Consider the following 18,284-nt stretch of genomic DNA (forward strand, 5'->3'; position numbering starts at 1 on the left):
AACGTCAGCCACTCCGGGCCTTTCACCTCGAAAGCCCAGGGAAGCCCACAGCAACCGCCACTAGGACAAAAGACGTCTCCTAGAGCCTGTTTCCCATCTGATTCAGCGAACCGAAGCTTGGCCGGCCATAAATAGGCCTAAACCCTCAAAAACGTCCTAAAATGTAACAAGGTGTTTCAATTTTGGCTCAATTCTAAATTGAGCTAAGCGCTGAGGCCGGCCAGAGAAAAATTCCAATTTAAAATTGGCGACCCTTTCGTAGAAATTCCGAGCCCTCAGCGCGCCTGAGTTCGCCAGAATGCACGAGGCGAAACTCAATTCAAGATTAGCTTCAATATACGCTTTAATTCTCAATTTAGAATTAGCTATATATTGCTTTTTTGAAAATTAAGTGGGTCTTCTCAATTGTATTTATCTTAGGTAGTTTTGTTGTCTTCAGATCAAACGTTGGAGAGCGCCCATGGCCAAGTCAGGCGGCAAGCAGAGCTATGCCCAGGAAAAAGTAAATACCCAACACGAAGTGGGCGAGATTTCTCGTGTTGAACATGGTCAAAATGAAGGTGAAGTTGAAAGCCAAGTCCCTATAACAGAGAAAAAGAACTTAGTGCAGCAAGAGAGTGCTAGTGTTGGTGGGGCAAAAAATTTTAGAAAAAAGCCTACTCGAACTTTTAATTACGGTGCGCGCCGCCCTATGCTTGTTGCTCAGGTCTTTAAGACTTACGAAGAAGCCAAGGCGTTCATGCTGGAGAGAGGTATTTCACGAATTAAAGATTACCAAGCGCTTCAGGAACAGCATGACGACCTGCCCAAAAACCCTATTAAAGTGTACGCAGGTAAGTGGGTTGGCTGGAATGAGTTCTTCGGTATTCCAGAATTCTATACGTTGAATGAACTTCAGGAGGTTGTTCGAGGCTTGGGTTTGACTACCGTCCGCTCTTACCAAGCAGCACAAAAAAAAGATCCAAGAATTCCCAATACACCTGCTCTGGTCTACAAAGACTTTCCGGGAATCCCTGTCCTTCTTGGAACAGAAAAGCCGTCTTACAAGACCATTGAGGAAGCCGCTGCGGCATGCGCGTGCCTGGAAATCTATAATGCGGACAATTACCGGCGCAGACGACATCTGGATCCCCGCCTGCCGAAGAGTCCGAGCAAAACCTACGGCAGCGCATTCAAGAATTGGGCTCACTTCTTGGGAGTGGATGAAACTGATGTTCGGGATCCAGCAGCCGACGGTTACTATGCGACATTTGAAGAGTTCATGGAAGCGGTCAAACTTCTATATATAAACTCTAAGGAAGACTACGCTCGTAAATACCGTAGTGACCCCAAGCTACCTGCCCGACCTGAAAATATCTATCTTTCTCATTGGCGGGGCTGGTCTCCCATCACGCAATCGACGACTAGCTACTATTGCACGACTTGGCAGCAGGCACGCGAGCTAGCGTTGCCACACAGGTTTTTCGGAGCAGATAACTATCGAAAGAATTGGAAGGTCGACGCGCGTTTACCTGCCCAGCCCAATAGGCGCTTCCCCGATTTTCCGGGATGGCCAACATTCTTGTTGCCTAAGGCGTGCGACAACATGGAAGACTTGAAACTTGCGATCAAGATCCTCAAGCTGAGTAATCAAAGTGATTACCAAGTCGCCCGTCTAACCTACCCTGTGCTGCCTGAAAATCCGGAAAAGATGTTTGCGGGGGAGTGGAAGGGCTGGCCCTATGCGATGGGAGTACCGGAGCCTTACCTTTATGAAGATCTCAGAGCGATCGCCATTCGATACAAGTGCAAAACTCGCTCCGACTACAGAGCTCTTTGCGCCAAGTTGAAAGATCCAAGGATGCCCTACAATCCTGAGCTGATCTATGAAGAGTGGGTAAATATCTTCGAATTCTTAGAGCAGGATTTGCCTTTCAGGCTTGAACAAATCTCGGATAAAAGTAAGGGTTGGCATGATGATATCGCGCACTTTGTCAACAATAGCCCGGTGAAAGGTTCGTTGGAACATTCACTTTGCAAGTTTCTGCGCAACTATGTAGAGCCGAACGATCTCGGCGCAGATGTGCGTGAGTTTTTGACAAAAAAGGTGGTCGACACTAAGAAATACCTCGAATTTTTGCAGGCTGAGTCTGATCCGGTCATCGGGCGCCGGATTTGGCACGAGGTCAATAAATACCTGAACGATGCATTGAAGCGTCACTTCACTGAAGAGGATGAGAATGGCTTCGTCTACATCGTGCCCGGTGCATCCAATCCATTGGCAGCTGTTGAATTTATGGGGCAGAGGGAACGGCCCTCCGAATCCGTCAAGCCGGTTCTCGCCTACCAGTATGTTGAAGAGGTTCGTAACTGGATCATCCCGCCGGAGGCGAAGACGTTCGCGGATCTGAAGAATATCCAGAACTACGACGCTGACTACTATCCTGTGGACAAGGAGCTGATCGACTTCGATGATCCCAACTGCATTTGGCGGGAATCAGGTGGCGAATACTACCTGTGGATTCCAGTCTTCTGGATTGCGCTGTACTGCATGGTCTCGGTACCCGCCCGGGGCCGGCAGGTCATGTATAACGACTCGGGAGAGTCGGATGAGTACCTCGTAAGACTCGTCGATGGCAAGCCCGAGTGGGTGAAAAATATGGGGCCCTTAGCTAAGCATGGGCGTCAGGAAGGGTTCGTGCGACGCGAAACGGACTCAGAAGGGAACCCAGCGTGGGGCATGCACTTCACCAGCAATAAGACTTCCTACGACGGTGCTGGTTACGATGTCCCGTGGATACCGGAGCCGATGATCTATTGGTTGACGGTGCTTCGGGAGTGGCAGCGCAAATACAATCCCATTACCCGTCTAACCCCTTGGGTGGATTGCAGCAAACGTACAGGGCTCTCCAAGAAGAAGCTTGCGCGGAAGGGCTCGAATACTTTCCTGTTCAGGGCGTTCGGCGAGGATCAACCTCCGACCTTTGCCCCTTCTCTGACCACGCGCCTAGCGGCGGCGCTGTACAACATCCAGCCCAAGAACCTGACGCTGGCTACCTTTGAAGAGGGGGCTCGTCCTAGTGCGCTGACCGCCTACGAATCTCGTTTCACTCCGCACTCCATGCGGGTGAGCCTGATCACCGCGTATGTCGCTGAGTTTGGAATGCCCATCCACATCATCATGAAGATCGCTGGACATGCATCCATCGTGATGAGTGTCTACTACACCAAAATTGGTGGTGCAAAGATGCGCCACGCGATGGCAGAGGGGGAGAAGCGAGCCCTTTTGAACAAGGCCGTGCACGCTCAGTTGATGATTGAGCAGAACCGGATAGATGAATTGAGGCACCAATTGGTGGCGAATAGTGAGGAAGCCCTCGCTGCGCTGATGTCGGGCATGACGGGGACTCAGTTGGTGCGCGACTATGGCATCTGTCCGTATGCCGGTTCGCGTTGCGAGGATGGAGGGCCGGCGCTAAATTCGCTTGCTTATGGGGCGACACCGGCTGGTTATCTAGGCATGCAAAATTGTCCGCGCTGCCGACATTTCATTACCGGGCCGGTTTTCCTCGGTGGCCTGTCCGCGCTGTGGACTGAGATCAGCCTGGCCGTGACTTTGGTGTACGAGCAATATAGCGATCTGGAGAAGCAGACGGCAGGGAACATGCAACTGATCCAAGCGCTTGATCGGGAGCAGGTGATGTGCATAAGGGCGGGCGTCGAGTTTGATGAGGCGAGGCGGCTTGGGCTGGAACTCGCCAATAGCCGATTGCACGCTGACATGGAATCACTGGCGACGAAAATGGATTTGCACCTATGCGACATGCAGGCAATCACTCGCCTCATCAATGATTCCCGTGTCGTCTTGAACAATCAGGCTGAGGCATCAGCGGAAGGGGAAGATATGCCACTGCAGCTGATTGCTACCGATCGTAGCGATATCGAGATCGAGTACGAAGAGACCTCGTTCTACCAGCACTTGAACGAGGTGTGCGTGAACGCCACGATCTACCAGTCTTCTTCGGCTCTCATGGCGACCCCACGCCGTTCGCAGATGATCGATCGAATGGCACAGATGAACGACCTAAGGCCCTCCATGTTCAACCTAAACGAGAAGGAGCAACTCATCCTAGGTAACCAGGTAACGGATTTCTTCCTGACTCGGCTTCATAGCTGGAATAAGGTCAACAAGCTGGTCTCTGGTGAGCTCTTGATTGATGACCTGCAGGGCCCGGATCGTATCTCCAAGCCTGATTTTGCCAGGTTGCTGGAAATAAGGCCGTTCCTGGATGCCTCAGCCTTGCCCTTCATGGAGGAGATAGAGTCGATCGAGTTGGAGGCCTTTGCTTAGTCGTCTGTGATCAAAAAGATCGGGAGAGCGATGCATCATTGATCGCTCCTTCGGTAAAGTATCTTCACGAGGCCGTCTCTCTGAGACGGCTTAGGCATGAGTGGGTCGGCCAGAGAACGAGAGAGAAATGACACCTGAGGAAATGCTCGCCTTGCTGTGCGAGAAGAACCCGAAGCAGCGAGCTTCGCTTGAAGCGATCTTTGAGGTTTGCCAGGAAATCGTGGCGGAGAAAAGTACTGATTTCTCCTACGCCAATGTCGCGCGGCTAGGGGAGTCGAGAAAGGTGCCGAAGGCACAGAGCATCGCCAACAGCACCGGTGATAACTACAAGGCGCTAATCAAATGCTTCGCCAATTCCTCAGCCAGTCGTAAAAGGCCCAAGCGACCACGTCGCGGGGATGCATGGGCCGACGAGATTCAGGATCCACAATTACGGTTGCTGGTTCAGCAGACCCTCGTCGAGCTAGCTGAGGCGCAGGCTTCTCTCAAACAAATACATCCTCCTGGAAAGGTGATCCGGATTGATGACCGTGCGGGCAGTGCGCCGGACTTCAAGCTCAATTCCCTAGAGCGGCGCGCGCTTGAATACCTAGGCTCGAAAGACTTCTTGAATGATTTCAAGCTACAGCACGGCGATCTGGGGGATGTGCTCGACCAAAATGGTAGGGCAGTCTTCAAGCCTGGCACTCTCGATGCGCTTGATAAGGTGCTGAAGCTTCTCTGAAACCACTCATGGCGAGGCCTGACGGGATAGTACATGGTGGGCTAGAGGGCTAACCAACGCCCAGTCAGGGCGGCTGGGCGTTGGCAGCGTTGAGTTAAATAGAGGGGAGACCTAACTCAAAACTCTCGTCGATTGTGGCTCAAAGCGCGGGCTCTCCGCCGCCTTCAGTCGTGGTGGCCTCCGGAGCTTCTTCTGCACGCAGAAGTTCCTGACGTACCTGGGGCTCACATTTATGGCAGGCAAAGTATTGAATTCTCTCCACATCGCCCGTGATGAGAGATCTTGGATGGAGTCAGTTATGACTGGGCTGCCTCAGTCCAGCGCAGATAGAGCTGCTCGGCGTGAGCCGGATTATCGAGCTTCGGTTTTGAACGTAAAGCGAACGCCTTTCCAGCCAAGTCCGCCAGCCGCTCAGCAGTTTTGGGCAGCCAGCCATTCTTGATCGCCCACAGCTTGATGTTCTCTGCCGGCTCTTGGTGGTTACGCGAACGCAGGATTCTAAGGATGCGTTTGGCGTGATCATCATCGGAGGCGTTCAGGACGGCGGTGCCCAAGTTGATCACTGAGCTCAGAGACTTCATTGCTTGCTCAACGATTGGATCGGCGATGAGCTTGATCGCCGGGGCAGCAGACTTCCCAGATTTTGTGGGCTTGCCCAGCACTTGGGGTGACCAGGTTCTATTCCAATTTTCAATTGCATCGGGTGTCCATGGGACAGCCACGACAGCCACTAGGTTTTGCAGCGAATCGATTTTGTCCATCATGTCCTGGCCGGCAAAGATGGCGATCAGCACGGATGGTTTGGATACCCATTTCAAGGTCTTCATCGTTTCGCAGCGCATCTGGGCGCCGCTAGGCAATGTCACGGGTACTCCTTTGACCAGCTTACTGTGCATCGTCGCCCCTAGCGCCTCATGGAGGGCGCCAGAGGTGAGTGATGCTTTGGCGGGTACCAGGAAAATGACTTCGAGCGTGCCGGAGGTCTCGCACAGACGGTCTGCAACGTTGATACCTGTCAGGACGTGCACAGGGTTTTGATTGGTATCGGGTAGGAGTAGCCGTTGTACGGTGGGCATGTAGTCGTCCTTGTCAGAAATAGTTGTCACGGGTGAGCCGGATCAGGGTATCAGAGCCAATTAAAGGTGATGGTGTCTGCGGATCTAACGGAAACCATTGCCTCAAGCGTCGGTGTCAGGAAAGGTGTGTTGCCCGTACGGTTACGCAGAAGGCCTGCTGCGGTGCTGATGAAATCTCGTCTCCAAAAAGCCTAGATACTGCATTATTTCGCGCGGGTAGCATGCGACCTTCTTTCCACCCAATAGGAAGCAGTCATGGCCAAGCCAACCAGTCCCACCAGCCAGCAGCGTCAGCAGCAGAACGACAGGTCAGATGCATTGAACAGTAATCGTGGCACATCAGGCACTAATCCCAAGAACGCTCACGCTCATGGTAATCGTGGCAAGCAGCTCAACCCCAACCAGCGCTAGGAATGCGCACCCCGGTCATTATTGGCCGGGGTATCAAGGATCTCAGATGAATAGAGATATTTGCTTCGCCACCCAAGGCGAGTTGGTGAAGCTGGCCTACGATGCCTTTGGCGTGCTTCCGCGTAAGGAAGCCAGTCGTGATGACGTTGACGAGACGCAGAAGAAGTCCCTCCAAAAGCAGTTGATGAGGCTGGCCAAAGAAGAAGGTGGGCTGCTTTCAAATTTTGGCCAAGTCATTCAGGGACTCAGCAACATCCTGACAGCGTACATACCCAGCATCCAGATCATGAGCGCTATAGGCGATCCACTCAACGATCTGCTGGATGTATACAGCCGGCTGGTTAGTGAAGAAGGAACCTACCTCAGCAAATCGGAAACCGTTCAGTACTTCATTTCGACGACGGCAATTCCTGTGCTGGTTGTGTCGCTGAATCAAAGCCTTCTCAGCCACAGGCTTACAGACCTGAAGCTGGAAACGCCAGATGACACATTCTGGTACCTGCCGACGGTTGCTGCAGATGGCAGTCTGGTATTGCCTCTGGAAAAGGTTATGCGCTGGGCATATGCGTGCTGTGGTCTTTCACAGACGCAGTTTCATTACCCTGGCAAGAACCCTCAAAGCGACAGCAACTCGCTTCAACAGAACCTCGACAACGCCATAAAGTGGGCGCGAGGAGTACGACTTCCGGCGCTTCCAGCACTGTTCAAAAATTTTGAAGAATCATTCGCCGCCCTTGCTCGAAACAGGCGAGAGATATCCAAAGAGCTTCAAGTCAGCATCTTTGTCGCGCTGTTGATTGCTCGGGTATCGAGCTACCTCGCGAGGGAAATCACAAAAGCCTACGACCCCCAGTACCTCGCCGACGCTTGCCAACAATTTCAAGAGTACGCCGTATGGATTGCCGATGACGTCGACGAGTTCAAAGCTGAGCTTGCACCCGTGATGCAGCAGCAAGAATCCCCTGAGTCTGCCTCGTACGTTTGGGTAGCTGCCTGTAGAAATTACTGGGCATTTTTTGGCAGCAAAGTGACCGCTGTCGCCGACACGGTGTGGCAGCTAAAAAATGCTCACCCTGGCGTGCCATTACGTGATGACGTCCTCGACGCCCTCAAGAGTAAGTATGGTCTTTTCGCCGTATGCACCCATCTGGATCTGCTTCGGCGGCAGTCAGCCTTGACCCCTCCCCAGGGTTTTGCAGAACTTCTGAAGAAGGGCTTTGAGCTCAAGGGCGATGCGACCACACAGCTGGGGCAGATCGACGATTATGCTGCTCAGGTAGCGGCCTACGGACTGGATGAGCAACTGTGCTGGATGGTGCCCTGGTTACGTGGGGTCTACCACTACCGTAAGGATCAGTTCGAGGCAGCGATGCCTCATTTCCAGGCAGCGTTCGAAAATGCCAAATACAGGGCAGGCAAAAACCAATACAAACTGGTCAACCAATACGTTGAGCTCGCAGCAAAAAATGATGACCGGCGAAGCTTCAAGAAGGGTATCGAATGGGCGCAGTACCTAGGCATCAAGATACGCTGGCTACGTGATGATGAGCCGACTGAAGAGAAGCTGGACTTCGTCTGTTCCATGCTGAAGATGGCCCGGTACGATCACCAAATGTAGCGAGGTTAGATGAGCCGATCATCTGCCTCGCCCAGATCTGGTCGGGATCCACTGATGCAGGCCCGTCATGATTTTGCCCCCGTGGTCGTGACAGGCTCAGGCGCTCGTCAACCCGAACAACTTGGCATTTGAGAGCGGCGGCGTATTTCAGGGCTGAAAGCTCGCCGTCAGCCGGCTACCGATTGGGAGCACATGTTCGCCTGTCTGACCTCGCTTTCGCGCAGCAACTGGCAAACCTCTCTGGTGGTCAGCGGAGGTGACTATTCGTCTGTGCTCATGTCTGGTAGCTCGTGGTCTGGGTGAGCGCACGCTGGACGTCATGACCTGCATGCATGCCGCCAAGCGGGCTCCTTTCGCAATAACTGATCGCTTCCTCGAAGGTGGTAACGTCCCCTAAATTGTGGGCCTGTCCCACGCCCCACAAGCCTGTGGCGTGATAATGAGCGGCGCTTTGACTTTGGGGATGTCGTACCCCAAGTGGTCTCCATCATAGGCCACGATAGTACCTCTATGGCAGTGGGCACCGTATAAGCTGAGCGCCGGGCCTGCCCCGAGGCCTCCTGAAGCTCATGAAGCCGTAAGATACCGTTGTTTCGGTAGTCGTTGAGCCTAGGGCCATCTCGCATTCGCCCGTTCGATACAAGCGCTCGCGATTTCACAGAGGCCTGGCGGATTTGGCCTCGGCTACAAGTTTTAAGCTATACGTCTCGACCGCTCCCTTTATTGCGCTGTAGGCGGTACGGATAGCGTCATTGCTGAACCCCGGGGCGTGAACCTTCGTGTCCCAGGACTCGAAAGACGTGGAGGAGCGGGCGAAGTTGACTACCTCAATTGCACCCTTCATGGCGCCGGTGCTGGCTACATCGAAGACGATCAGCGTCTCATCAAGCTCGCGCTGGAAATCTGCGCTCTCAAAGTCCAACCAGGCTAATCCAACGGCCTCTTCAAAGACAGGATTGGCGGTAGCCCTCAATGAGCGTTTCATCTGCATCCGCACAGTCGCCGTCTGACCAGTAGCGCCGCAGCGTGTCGACACGACCAAGTCGTCAGTGTTGTGCTCGTGGATGCGGCCCTGGAATTGCAGTTTGACGATGGTGAAGTCCTGACGAACCCCTGAGCAGGCTGCGCCGAGACACATGGCCAAAAGACGGACAGCCTGAACGCGGCGCTCAAATGCCCCTCCTCGATCGCCCGTTGCAGCAGGGCTTGCTAATTTCTTCCGGGGTTTCGCAGGTTGCTGAGCCACAACGGTTTTAGAGCGTTTGGAGGGGCGATCCTTCGGCATATCCGCATCGCAAAACTTAGAGAAGCGTCATTCTAGCCCAGTGCCATCATGGCGGTAAGCCGCTACTTGGCAAGCTCCGCAAACCCATCGTGATCAAGGTCGGGTAAGGGTGATTCGTCTTCGGGGGATAGTTAATTTCTGTGACCTGGCGTCCATCAAACGGCGCCGTGACATGGCGCGATTATCAGTAGTGCGCATGTTTTTCTCCTCCCCATGAGCTACGCCACTCGTCTACGTCGCTAGGGGCCAGATAAAAACACGGCCTATGCATAAGAGGTATTGCAGGTAGCGAAACTGTCCGGTGGGATGCTGCCGCCGTTCTCTCGAGCCGTCGCCGAGTAGATACGGGCCTTGGCGTCCTGAGTCATAGGTTGAGATTTCGTGCTTGAAGATTTCTTGGTCATGTTGAAGGTTGGGTTGAACGCTTGAGCGTCGTGATCAACCTTACGTACGCTTCCGATTGTGGTCAGGGGGGCAACCTAGGAAAAATCTGAAGCGCATTCACAAGCTGTTGATTCCACGACCAACCAGGGATCGACTACTACTAAGTCAATGGACGTCATTCAGATGTTCAAGTTAGTGTAGAGCGATTTTCAAAATGATCGTCGAGTTAGCTTTTAAGTGTTGTGTATTGCTGGCTGTCCGCGTGAACGGCTAAGACGCAGCTACCTGAAAGTGCGTGCCGTGATTTATGGTGTAACCTTCTTGTACTACTCATATCGAGAACTTTTTATATCGAAGCTTGCAGAGTTCCGCCAGATCGAAAAACACCTCGCCGAGCAACTCCAGGCTCTAGAAACCCTCAAGGGTGATGCTGGCCTGAAGAAAAAATAGAATTCGAGACCAAATTGCGTGATTTGCTCGCAAAATACGGCTACAGCCTTAAGGGTGTGATCAACCTGCCTGATCCGCAAGCTGGTCGTCGCGCTCCAGACGTCGAGTCGAAAGTCCGTAGTCGTAAGCCTCGCCAGCTGAAGGTTTATAAAAATCCTCACACTGGCGAAGTCGTTGAAACCAAGGGGGGTAATCACAAGACGCTGAAGGGATGGAAAACAAAGCACGGCGCTGCGCGCGTCGAGTCCTGGCTGACCAAGTAATTTCAGGATGTAAGAACGTAGGGCCCTTCAGTGACCTTTTTTGTTTTGTAGTCAAATCAGTAGCTGCTCTCCCATGACTTGTTTTTGATCAATCTAAAGAACCTTATAAGTTATCGGGCATCAGGTAAGGTCTCTGATAACGCCCGGCAGAGGGAAGCCAGCTGCTCAACAAGGCTTCGACTTCAGCACTGCTTATGAGATCCATTGGATATCGCTGTAAAACGGCAGCCTGGTATTCAGCTGTCCTGATCACTGGAGAATGGCGGCTGCAAAGCGCGCTAATGATCCTCCTTCGTGAACGGAGGTTGGCAGCTATGCGCCGAGTCTTCGGCCAGCATACACTATTCATAAAGCACCCTTTGAGCATCTTGGCGAAGGAAACCTAAGCGACGAATGTGACAGTTAGAAGTCGGAACGATGACGATGGATCAACGGTTATTGGCTGACATTCTGGCGACCGTTTTTGACCGCCTTAGGCTCTGAAGCGATGGGTAAGCCTACGCTGAGGTATTTCGAGTTTTTACCGTGACGAACATCTTGATGCGATCATGGATTTCCTGGAGGGTATGGCGAAAAGGTTCAGGCTTTTCACTGGTAGCTGGATCCTCGAAACTCCAAGTAATCACCTCGTCCGAGGATGGCATCCGGGATGCCTCCTCAGATGAATTATCACACAAGGTGACAATGTAGTGGAAATCCTGCCCTTAAACTCATCGATACATTTACTCCGCAGCACACTTGAATCGACACCGATATGCTGAAGCGCTTCCAGCGTTCGCTGATCGATGTCACCAACGGCAAGCCCTGCGCTGAATGCCTCAAAGTGGCCGGAGTCAGTGTGTCTTAACAAAGCCGCAGCTAACAATGAGCGAACGTCGTTTTTCGCACACACAAACAGCACTCGTTACTTCTCTGGCATGGTTATCTGCCAGTTAGAGCAGATGGTTGAGCTTTGGCCAGTTCTTCAGTTACTACAGCAGCATTTAGAAGAATCACGGCGTTTCTCGACGAATAGCATAGAGCGTTTTTTTAGGCTTCTAAAAGCGACCTCGCTCCTCGGGTGATGCACCAACACCGTAACCGTCCAGCCAACTCACCTTCCTGACCCCGACGCCAAAGGCGATGGTGTCCACCTAATTTAAGTGGACACCATTTCTAGCCTTTTAGCGGGTTTTCCATGCAGCCACAACGCCGTTCCTATTCCAAATCCTTCAAGGCCCAGGTTGTCCAAGAGTCCGCTCAACTCGGTGCTTCGATTGCTAGCGTCGCGCAGCACCACTGCCGTAACGCGAACCTCGTCCATAAGTGGATTCGGGTACAAACGAACAAAGCCACGGCGCTGAAACCTGTTTTCATTCCGCTACCTTTGCAACTGGCCGGAGGGCATTCCCAAGCTTCTTCATCGAGCATCTGCGTTGAAATTCAGCACCCGCGTGGCACCGTCAAAGTGAACTGGCCGACCGAAAGCGCTGCTGCCTGTGCCACTTTGCTGCGAGACCTGCTGTGATAATTCGCATCGATGCCATCTGGCTCGCCACTGAACCGATGGACATGCGCGCCGGTACCGAGACCGTGTTAGCCCGGGTGGTTAATGTCTTCGGTGCGGCGAAGCCGCACTGCGCTTATCTCTTCGCCAATCGCCGTGCCAATCGGATGAAAGTGCTGGTGTATGACGGCGTGGGTATGATCCGTATGCCTCTCTCAAAGATGTGCTGACTCGGTTGCCGGCGCAGCGGGCGAGTGAGATTACCGAGCTACTGCCGCATAATTGGGCGCCCTTCTAACCATGCAAGGGGTTCTGGGCAAACGCTACTTCTTATCCGACCGCTTGCGATTTGCAGAGACTATCTATCGGTTCCCAGCGTCACCAAAATAATCATCCTTCGCGACCAGACCGAGATTATCGGCGAGATCCTGGCCATCCTCGCTGAGCAGATGTTGAGTTCGTCGCTCCTGCTTGAGGTAAGCCAACGTTCGGAAGAAGCATTCCTCACACAGGTGCAGTTCATAGCGCTCCCCATCATGGGCAGTGCCATAGCCCCAGTGTGCTTGTAGGGTGCCGAACTGATGCCCACCAGTATCCAAGCGGGTGGAGCAACGGCACACATCGCACACGACGTCCGTGACGGTCTGGACTTCGACTCTTCCGGTTATTTTCATCGCTGACTACTACAAATGGCTCTGACTTTTGCTTTCAGCATACAGTCTCCAGGACTGAGCTTAGGCTGGCTATTGTTACATCCACCGTTTGAATCCACAGTCGTTCTCTGCCGGTCAAGGTCATGAAATGTGGTGGTCAATTCCATGCAAATGGCTGGTCAGGTCGAATGCAATTGGATGGGCGAGTCTGCGCAATACCCCAACCACGCAAGGTGAGTTGGCGGAACGCTTACCCAACACCAGCCACACTTCGCACCGCAATCCAGGGTGGGGCGTCTGCTAAGCTCAATTTTGTATTGACGAGGTGCCGTCATGTCAGTTGAAACGCAGCTGTCAGACAGATCGGATAAATGCACCGCACTACCTGCCAGAGCACATCTATCTGGCTGACGAGGCACTGCCATGAAGATGACTCAAAAGAGTCAGCATAATGTCGGCATACATAGTGCTCATCGCGTGCTCTTTATTTAGCTGCCAACTTAGACAGCTTTTTTTTGCTCAGCGATTTTGGAAGTTGCTTTGCTGCTTCCGACAACCGGGCCTCAGCCTCTTCAAGGGCGGCTGCAGCGCAGGCCGTCCATACAGCCTGTAATGGAAGGAGATCCTTTTCAATCAACGCCTGCTGGCACCACTGGTAGTGGTCGTGCCAATCACCCAGAGCTGATTGCAAGCTTTTCAATATCTTGTTCTCGCTACTCGACAGCGGGGACAGCGCTGGAAACGCGTCCGTCAGGTAGCGAGTGCGTTTCACCAACACCCTCAATTCGTGTCGGTCAAACTCCTTATTTTCTATCGCGACATGGAGCCGGTCGACCTGCTTTTTGATCGTTTTTTCAATACTCGGCTGAATACCCGACCATCCTCCATTGAGCTCTACCGCACGGAAACCTTGAGGCCAAGCATCGAGTGCCCCCATTAGCCGTTTGAGCGGCAAGCCGTTGAGGACGGCCCCATAGCTGTTGTTCAGCTTGAGACGTCTTGGTTTTGCGAGCTGGGGTAGTTTTCTATTTTCAAGTTGTTGGATGAGGACTTCCAGGTCGCGCCCCGGTGTAGTCTGCCGACCAACCTCCGCAGCAGCCTCGCTCAGCACTTGCATCTCCTCCACTGAGCGGAAAGGTCTCAGCAGGCTTCTAATTCGTCGTACGGCTATCCTTAGATCGTGTAACGCCTCACCATCCGTGCGCTCCTCAAGACGTGCACGTGTGTTGTACAGTCTCACTTGTAGACTCAGTATTTCAGCTACAAATTTGTCGGTGAACGACATGCATTAAGTCTCCCCTGTGATCACACATCGAAAAGACCAGCAGCAATTGGTGCCGTCTCCATTTCGCGCAACGAACGACATTGATCCCAATCAGTCGCCACACTCCGTGCTCACTGTAGTCTACAATTTTGTTTCAGTTTCAATTCAGCGCACTGAACGCAGCGCGATGTTTCAATCCCCCGCCAACCTCACTAAGGATAGTGGACGATGCAGATATCCCTAGAGGCAGTTCGTGAACAGATGCGTGATGCAGAGGCCATATTGCAGCAGCTTGACCTAACGCTAGAGGCGATTCGCTTTGACCCGTCCATTCCTGCCAGTGTGGCGGCGGCTGCCAAGCAAACATCGGCGGTAATCGATTTGCTCTTAGCTGGATTTAGGGGCAACCCGGTGCTTGCTCCGTTGGCAGATCAACTAAAGATCCAATACCTGGAAAACATCGAGTACAAGGTCGTTGCGTCCAAGAGCGCTCAGCTTCAGGCGGCCAATCCGCTTGCCAGAGTTTGGAATATTCTTCGGGGAAGCAGCAAAGCCTAATACTAAACTCGGCCCTTACCATGCTTTACCAGTCGGCGGCAACGCCAAGTGCGATGCACTGTAAAACGGTTGGCAGGAGATGCAGTCGAAAGTCCTTGCATCGTCCAGGATGACGCCTCCGCGTCTATCTCTCTTCCACTAAACCTACAAGACAAGCAGCATTTCATGAGCATGAATGCACGAAGCGACTGAGTTTAACCGTTGCAGAGTCAGCCAATTCCGGTTCTGCGTCACATCGCAAATCTAGCCCTGCTCCATCAGAGGCAAGATCAATGCACATGCCATGCGGTAGTGACATCGATGCTGACAGTCCCGCTCCCCCACGGGCTCTGACACTTAATGCGTTTCGCTACACCTGCGAAAATCAAACAGATAATGGGGGCCCCTGATTGAGTGTTGACCTGACTCACCGTAGAGCGATTTGTCCAAACTAGGTGACCTGGTGCCCGACGCTGCTACGGGGAGTGTCTATAGTTCTATTCGATCTTGTTTCTGATGGCGTCGAGTTTGGCAATCAGATACCCCTATCTGGAGAGCAATCTCGCCTGAATTGGCATTCGGTATCATTAGATAACTGAGAACCATAGCTGGGTTACAAATGTTTAATTCTGGGGGAGAAGACCTAATAGATGCGAACGAAAACAGCGAAAAAAACTGCTTGATATTTCTTAATGATAAGTAATTGCAAATAAGTGAGTCGTGCTCTAAATAGATTTTTATTATTAGGGTTTTTAGATTGATAGCTTTCGGGTGTTTCTCTCTAAAAATACTGAACTCTGCATCGGTGACTACAATTTAAGTCGGTAACTGATAATCTGCCCTTAGTCTTTAAGCAGTCTGTCTGTCTGTCCGGTGAGGGGCACCGTATGCGTGTGATGATTTTGGATGATGACCCTTGGATGACTGACCTTTTAAAACAGGTGGTTCTAAGTGTTCGCTCCGTTGCGCAGGTCGAGTGCTTTTCTGATGTTTCTAGCGCTTTAGCTGCTTGGCACCAGAATGACTATCATTTAGTTATGGCTGACTGGAACCTTCCTGATGCTCCCGGCGTGGAAATGCTCAGGATTATTCGTAAAAAAGATCAACACACGCCCCTGATAATTATCACCGCACGCGCAGACAGGGACAGCGTACTGGTGGCAAAGCCGCTAGGTATCAGTGCATTTTTTACCAAGCCATTTCAAATTCCTCGACTTGTGCAATGCTTGGAGTCGCTTCTCCCGCCAGATGAGAAGGTACGAGAGCCCCTTATCATTGCGGAAGATCTGATTCACTATCTCAATCGCTTGTCGCCAGTTGAGTTGGATTTGCCTTTGTTAACGTCCGTAAAAGAGGCGCTTAAATTAGGTCGCGGTGAGTGCCTACCGCATCTAAGCGAGCTCGTTGAAAGTTGGCAGAATGACCCGGCCATAACTGCCTATTTGATAGCAGCGGCCAATAGCCCTGCTTATCTTGGACAAGGTCAGATAAGCACCACTCTGAACTCAGCGTTAGCTCGCTTAGGCTCCCTTACAAGCTTGAATTTGGCGTCTAGCCAAGCCTTAAAGCAGAAGGAGGTTCAGCCTAAAGGAATGCTTACATCCCTATTACAAGCCCATCTTGATGCTGCCGAGAGATTAGCGCAAAGAGTCTTGCTGATTGCTGAGCAATGCGGCCTGGATCCAGCCCCTTTGTGCACTGCGGCTCTCTTGCACCGTATGGGAGAGCTCTGTGTGATTTACCAAATACAAAAGTGGGAGAGCATGGGGAACACTACAAGTGAAGAAACGCTGTCACACGCGATCCGTGATTTCTCTTCACCGTTTGCAAATCATTTGAAAACTCGACTGGGACTTCCAAAGGGTTTACGCGAGTTGATTGGTGCTATCTATGCCTTGCCAGCCATGCAAGTACGTCGCGAACAGGTGGTCATGCGCCTAGCTGAGGCTGTCGGCAATGGCGAACCCGAGGAGAGCATTCAAAGACTTAAAAGATTGGCTGGTTTAATGTAGGTAATTCAGGGCTTATACGGAGCGACGGAATGCAGAGTTTAACGCCCATGTCAAAATCAGTTGTTTTGATTGTAGATGATCAGGTTTCTGATCTGCGCACGCTAAGTGCAGCAGTAGGAGGTTTAGCTGAGATATATATCGCTCAAAGAGGAGAAGATGCTCTAGAAATTGCAAGGCAGTGCAAGCCGGATTTAGTGTTGCTTGACATAGAAATGCCAGGGATGAATGGTTTCGATGTCTGCAAAGTTTTAAAGGCCGACCCAGATTTTTCTGGTATAGCCGTTATCTTTGTAAGCGCTCACACAAAAAAAGATGAAGAGCTACTTGCGTTAGAGTGCGGCGGTGTAGACTTTATTGAGAAGCCGATAAATATTCCGATTGCCAGGGCGCGTATTAAAGCGCACATAGGATTGCGTAATGAAGCTAAAAGAGTATCCAGTTACGACGCATTGACAGGACTAGGCAACAGAAGGTTGTTGATGCTGCGTATTGATCAGGCTTTGGAAAGTGCGAATAGTAAATGTTTGCGAGTTGCATTGCTCATAATTAATCTTGATAATTTTAAGTTTATAAACGACGCGTTTGGGTACTCTGCGGGTGACTTGGTTTTGCAAGTTGTTGCATCACGCTTAAGTCAAGCTATACCTATGCAGGATACCCTTAGCAGGGTGGGAGGCGACGAGTTTGTACTTTTGCTGTCGGAAGTATTAGCTGTTGAAGAAGTTGATTTGTACGCAGGAAAATTGATCGAAAATATCTCGAATCCTCTTTCAATTAAAGGCCTACGCCACGATTTATCTGTAAGCATAGGAATCAGTATTTTTCCTGATGACAGCACGGATGCTGAATCCCTTTATCAGCACGCTGACTCAGCAAAATATCAGGCAAAATTGGCAGGTCGTAATAGGTATTGTTATTACTCCTCGCGCAGTCAGAACGATATCCGCGCTAAGCACTTACTTGAACGTCATATTCGAGATGCTTTGGAGAAGCGAGTTTTTGAGATTTTTTACCAACCAAAAATAAATATACAGAAAAAGCGAATAGTCGGATTGGAAGCGCTAATACGATGGCGTAATAATGATGGAGCGCTTATTTCGCCGGATGAGTTCATTCCTTTGGCTGAGGAGACAGGGCTGATAATTCCAATAGGGAAGTATGTCTTGTTACAGGCGTGCAAAGATGCGGAGAGGCTGCGTACACAGGGCTATGACATTTCGGTAAGTGTGAATATTTCTTTGGTGCAATTTCTGGAAGAATCATTTTTTTCGATGGTCGAAAGAACTTTGCTTGAGTCCGGACTCGAAGGAAAGTATTTGGAATTGGAAATAACTGAAGGTGTACTAGCGCAGGATGCTGATGGGGTCAGAAAGATACTTCTTAAAGTCAGAGCGTTAGGGGTACGTATCTCTATTGATGACTTCGGTACTGGCTACTCAAGCCTTGCTTATCTAAAACGCTTTCCAATTGATATTTTAAAGATTGATCAAGGCTTTGTTAGGTGCATGCTTACAGATAAAAGCGATTCTGCAATTATTGAAGCGATCATTCAACTCGGCCTAGCACTAAATCTCGAATTGGTTGCTGAAGGAGTAGAGTCCCAAGCTCAGGCGGAAGCGCTTTTTCAAAAAGGCTGCCAGATTATGCAAGGCTATCTATACTGTCATCCTATACCATACGATAAGTTGTTAAATTATTTAGCTGGCAGTATAGTTTTTGATGGTGAGGATGCAAGTAAATACGTAAGTTAAACTGAGTATTTTTCATATTGTGGTTTGGCCTATTAATACC

At 51.2% G+C, this 18,284-nt stretch carries 12 protein-coding genes and 3 pseudogenes; 10 read left to right on the plus strand and 5 right to left on the minus strand.

Going from position 1 to position 18,284, the window contains the following annotated elements; translation table 11 throughout:
- Positions 1–460: 460 nt before the first annotated feature.
- A complete protein-coding gene (gmtZ, locus tag PQT43_RS04175) occupies positions 461–4,330 on the plus strand; it encodes a gamma-mobile-trio integrase GmtZ (RefSeq protein ID WP_110651945.1) in 3,870 nt (1,289 codons plus the stop codon).
- Positions 4,331–4,457: 127 nt separating this feature from the next.
- On the plus strand, positions 4,458–5,054 hold the full coding sequence (gene gmtX / locus PQT43_RS04180) for a gamma-mobile-trio protein GmtX (RefSeq protein WP_110651946.1): 597 nt from the start codon (positions 4,458–4,460) through the stop codon (positions 5,052–5,054).
- 296 nt (positions 5,055–5,350) lie between these two features.
- Here gmtX and PQT43_RS04185 read toward each other — a convergent pair whose 3' ends face one another.
- Positions 5,351–6,130, minus strand: coding sequence for a hypothetical protein (locus PQT43_RS04185; RefSeq protein ID WP_110651947.1), 780 nt, complete (start codon positions 6,128–6,130; stop codon positions 5,351–5,353).
- Positions 6,131–6,587: 457 nt separating this feature from the next.
- Between PQT43_RS04185 and PQT43_RS04190 the strand changes: the two genes are divergently transcribed.
- Positions 6,588–8,159: a hypothetical protein gene (locus PQT43_RS04190; RefSeq protein WP_110651949.1), complete on the plus strand. Its 1,572-nt coding sequence runs from the start codon at positions 6,588–6,590 to the stop codon at positions 8,157–8,159.
- Between the two features lie 655 nt (positions 8,160–8,814).
- Here PQT43_RS04190 and PQT43_RS04195 read toward each other — a convergent pair.
- Entirely contained in the window at positions 8,815–9,444 is a 630-nt protein-coding gene (locus PQT43_RS04195) for a hypothetical protein (RefSeq protein ID WP_146232925.1), read from the minus strand.
- 732 nt (positions 9,445–10,176) lie between these two features.
- On the opposite strand from PQT43_RS04195, the pseudogene PQT43_RS04200 reads away from it, so the two are divergent.
- Positions 10,177–10,541 (plus strand): annotated as a pseudogene (locus PQT43_RS04200) (histone-like nucleoid-structuring protein, MvaT/MvaU family).
- A gap of 497 nt (positions 10,542–11,038) precedes the next feature.
- Here the strand turns inward: PQT43_RS04200 and PQT43_RS04205 are convergent.
- A pseudogene (locus PQT43_RS04205) lies at positions 11,039–11,442 on the minus strand (arsenate reductase/protein-tyrosine-phosphatase family protein).
- A gap of 276 nt (positions 11,443–11,718) precedes the next feature.
- On the opposite strand from PQT43_RS04205, the gene tnpA reads away from it, so the two are divergent.
- The 3 genes and pseudogenes from tnpA to PQT43_RS31290 all read left to right on the plus strand — a co-directional run.
- Positions 11,719–12,048, plus strand: a complete 330-nt coding sequence (gene tnpA, locus PQT43_RS04210) for an IS66-like element accessory protein TnpA (protein ID WP_146232927.1) — start codon at positions 11,719–11,721, stop codon at positions 12,046–12,048.
- A gap of 44 nt (positions 12,049–12,092) precedes the next feature.
- Positions 12,093–12,257, plus strand: a complete 165-nt coding sequence (tnpB, locus tag PQT43_RS31285; protein ID WP_375538374.1) for an IS66 family insertion sequence element accessory protein TnpB — start codon at positions 12,093–12,095, stop codon at positions 12,255–12,257.
- Positions 12,221–12,325 (plus strand): annotated as a pseudogene (locus PQT43_RS31290) (transposase domain-containing protein); the annotation flags it as partial. The gene tnpB and the pseudogene PQT43_RS31290, both read left to right, overlap by 37 nt.
- A gap of 64 nt (positions 12,326–12,389) precedes the next feature.
- Here PQT43_RS31290 and PQT43_RS04225 read toward each other — a convergent pair.
- Positions 12,390–12,701 carry a hypothetical protein gene (locus PQT43_RS04225; protein WP_110651952.1) on the minus strand — a complete coding sequence of 104 codons (312 nt, stop codon included), beginning with the start codon at positions 12,699–12,701 and terminating at the stop codon, positions 12,390–12,392.
- Positions 12,702–13,164: 463 nt separating this feature from the next.
- Entirely contained in the window at positions 13,165–13,965 is an 801-nt protein-coding gene (locus PQT43_RS04230) for a CHAD domain-containing protein (RefSeq protein ID WP_110651953.1), read from the minus strand.
- Between the two features lie 207 nt (positions 13,966–14,172).
- On the opposite strand from PQT43_RS04230, the gene PQT43_RS04235 reads away from it, so the two are divergent.
- The 3 genes from PQT43_RS04235 (at position 14,173) to PQT43_RS04245 (ending at position 18,244) form a co-directional block, all read left to right on the plus strand.
- Positions 14,173–14,502 carry a hypothetical protein gene (locus tag PQT43_RS04235; protein ID WP_110651954.1) on the plus strand — a complete coding sequence of 110 codons (330 nt, stop codon included), beginning with the start codon at positions 14,173–14,175 and terminating at the stop codon, positions 14,500–14,502.
- A gap of 866 nt (positions 14,503–15,368) precedes the next feature.
- Positions 15,369–16,493, plus strand: coding sequence for a response regulator (locus PQT43_RS04240; RefSeq protein ID WP_110651955.1), 1,125 nt, complete (start codon positions 15,369–15,371; stop codon positions 16,491–16,493).
- Between the two features lie 29 nt (positions 16,494–16,522).
- Entirely contained in the window at positions 16,523–18,244 is a 1,722-nt protein-coding gene (locus PQT43_RS04245; RefSeq protein WP_110651956.1) for a putative bifunctional diguanylate cyclase/phosphodiesterase, read from the plus strand.
- Positions 18,245–18,284 lie beyond the last annotated feature (40 nt).

Origin of the sequence: Pseudomonas sp. BLCC-B112, assembly GCF_028550695.1 — a bacterium.
Classification (GTDB): domain Bacteria; phylum Pseudomonadota; class Gammaproteobacteria; order Pseudomonadales; family Pseudomonadaceae; genus Aquipseudomonas; species Aquipseudomonas danubii.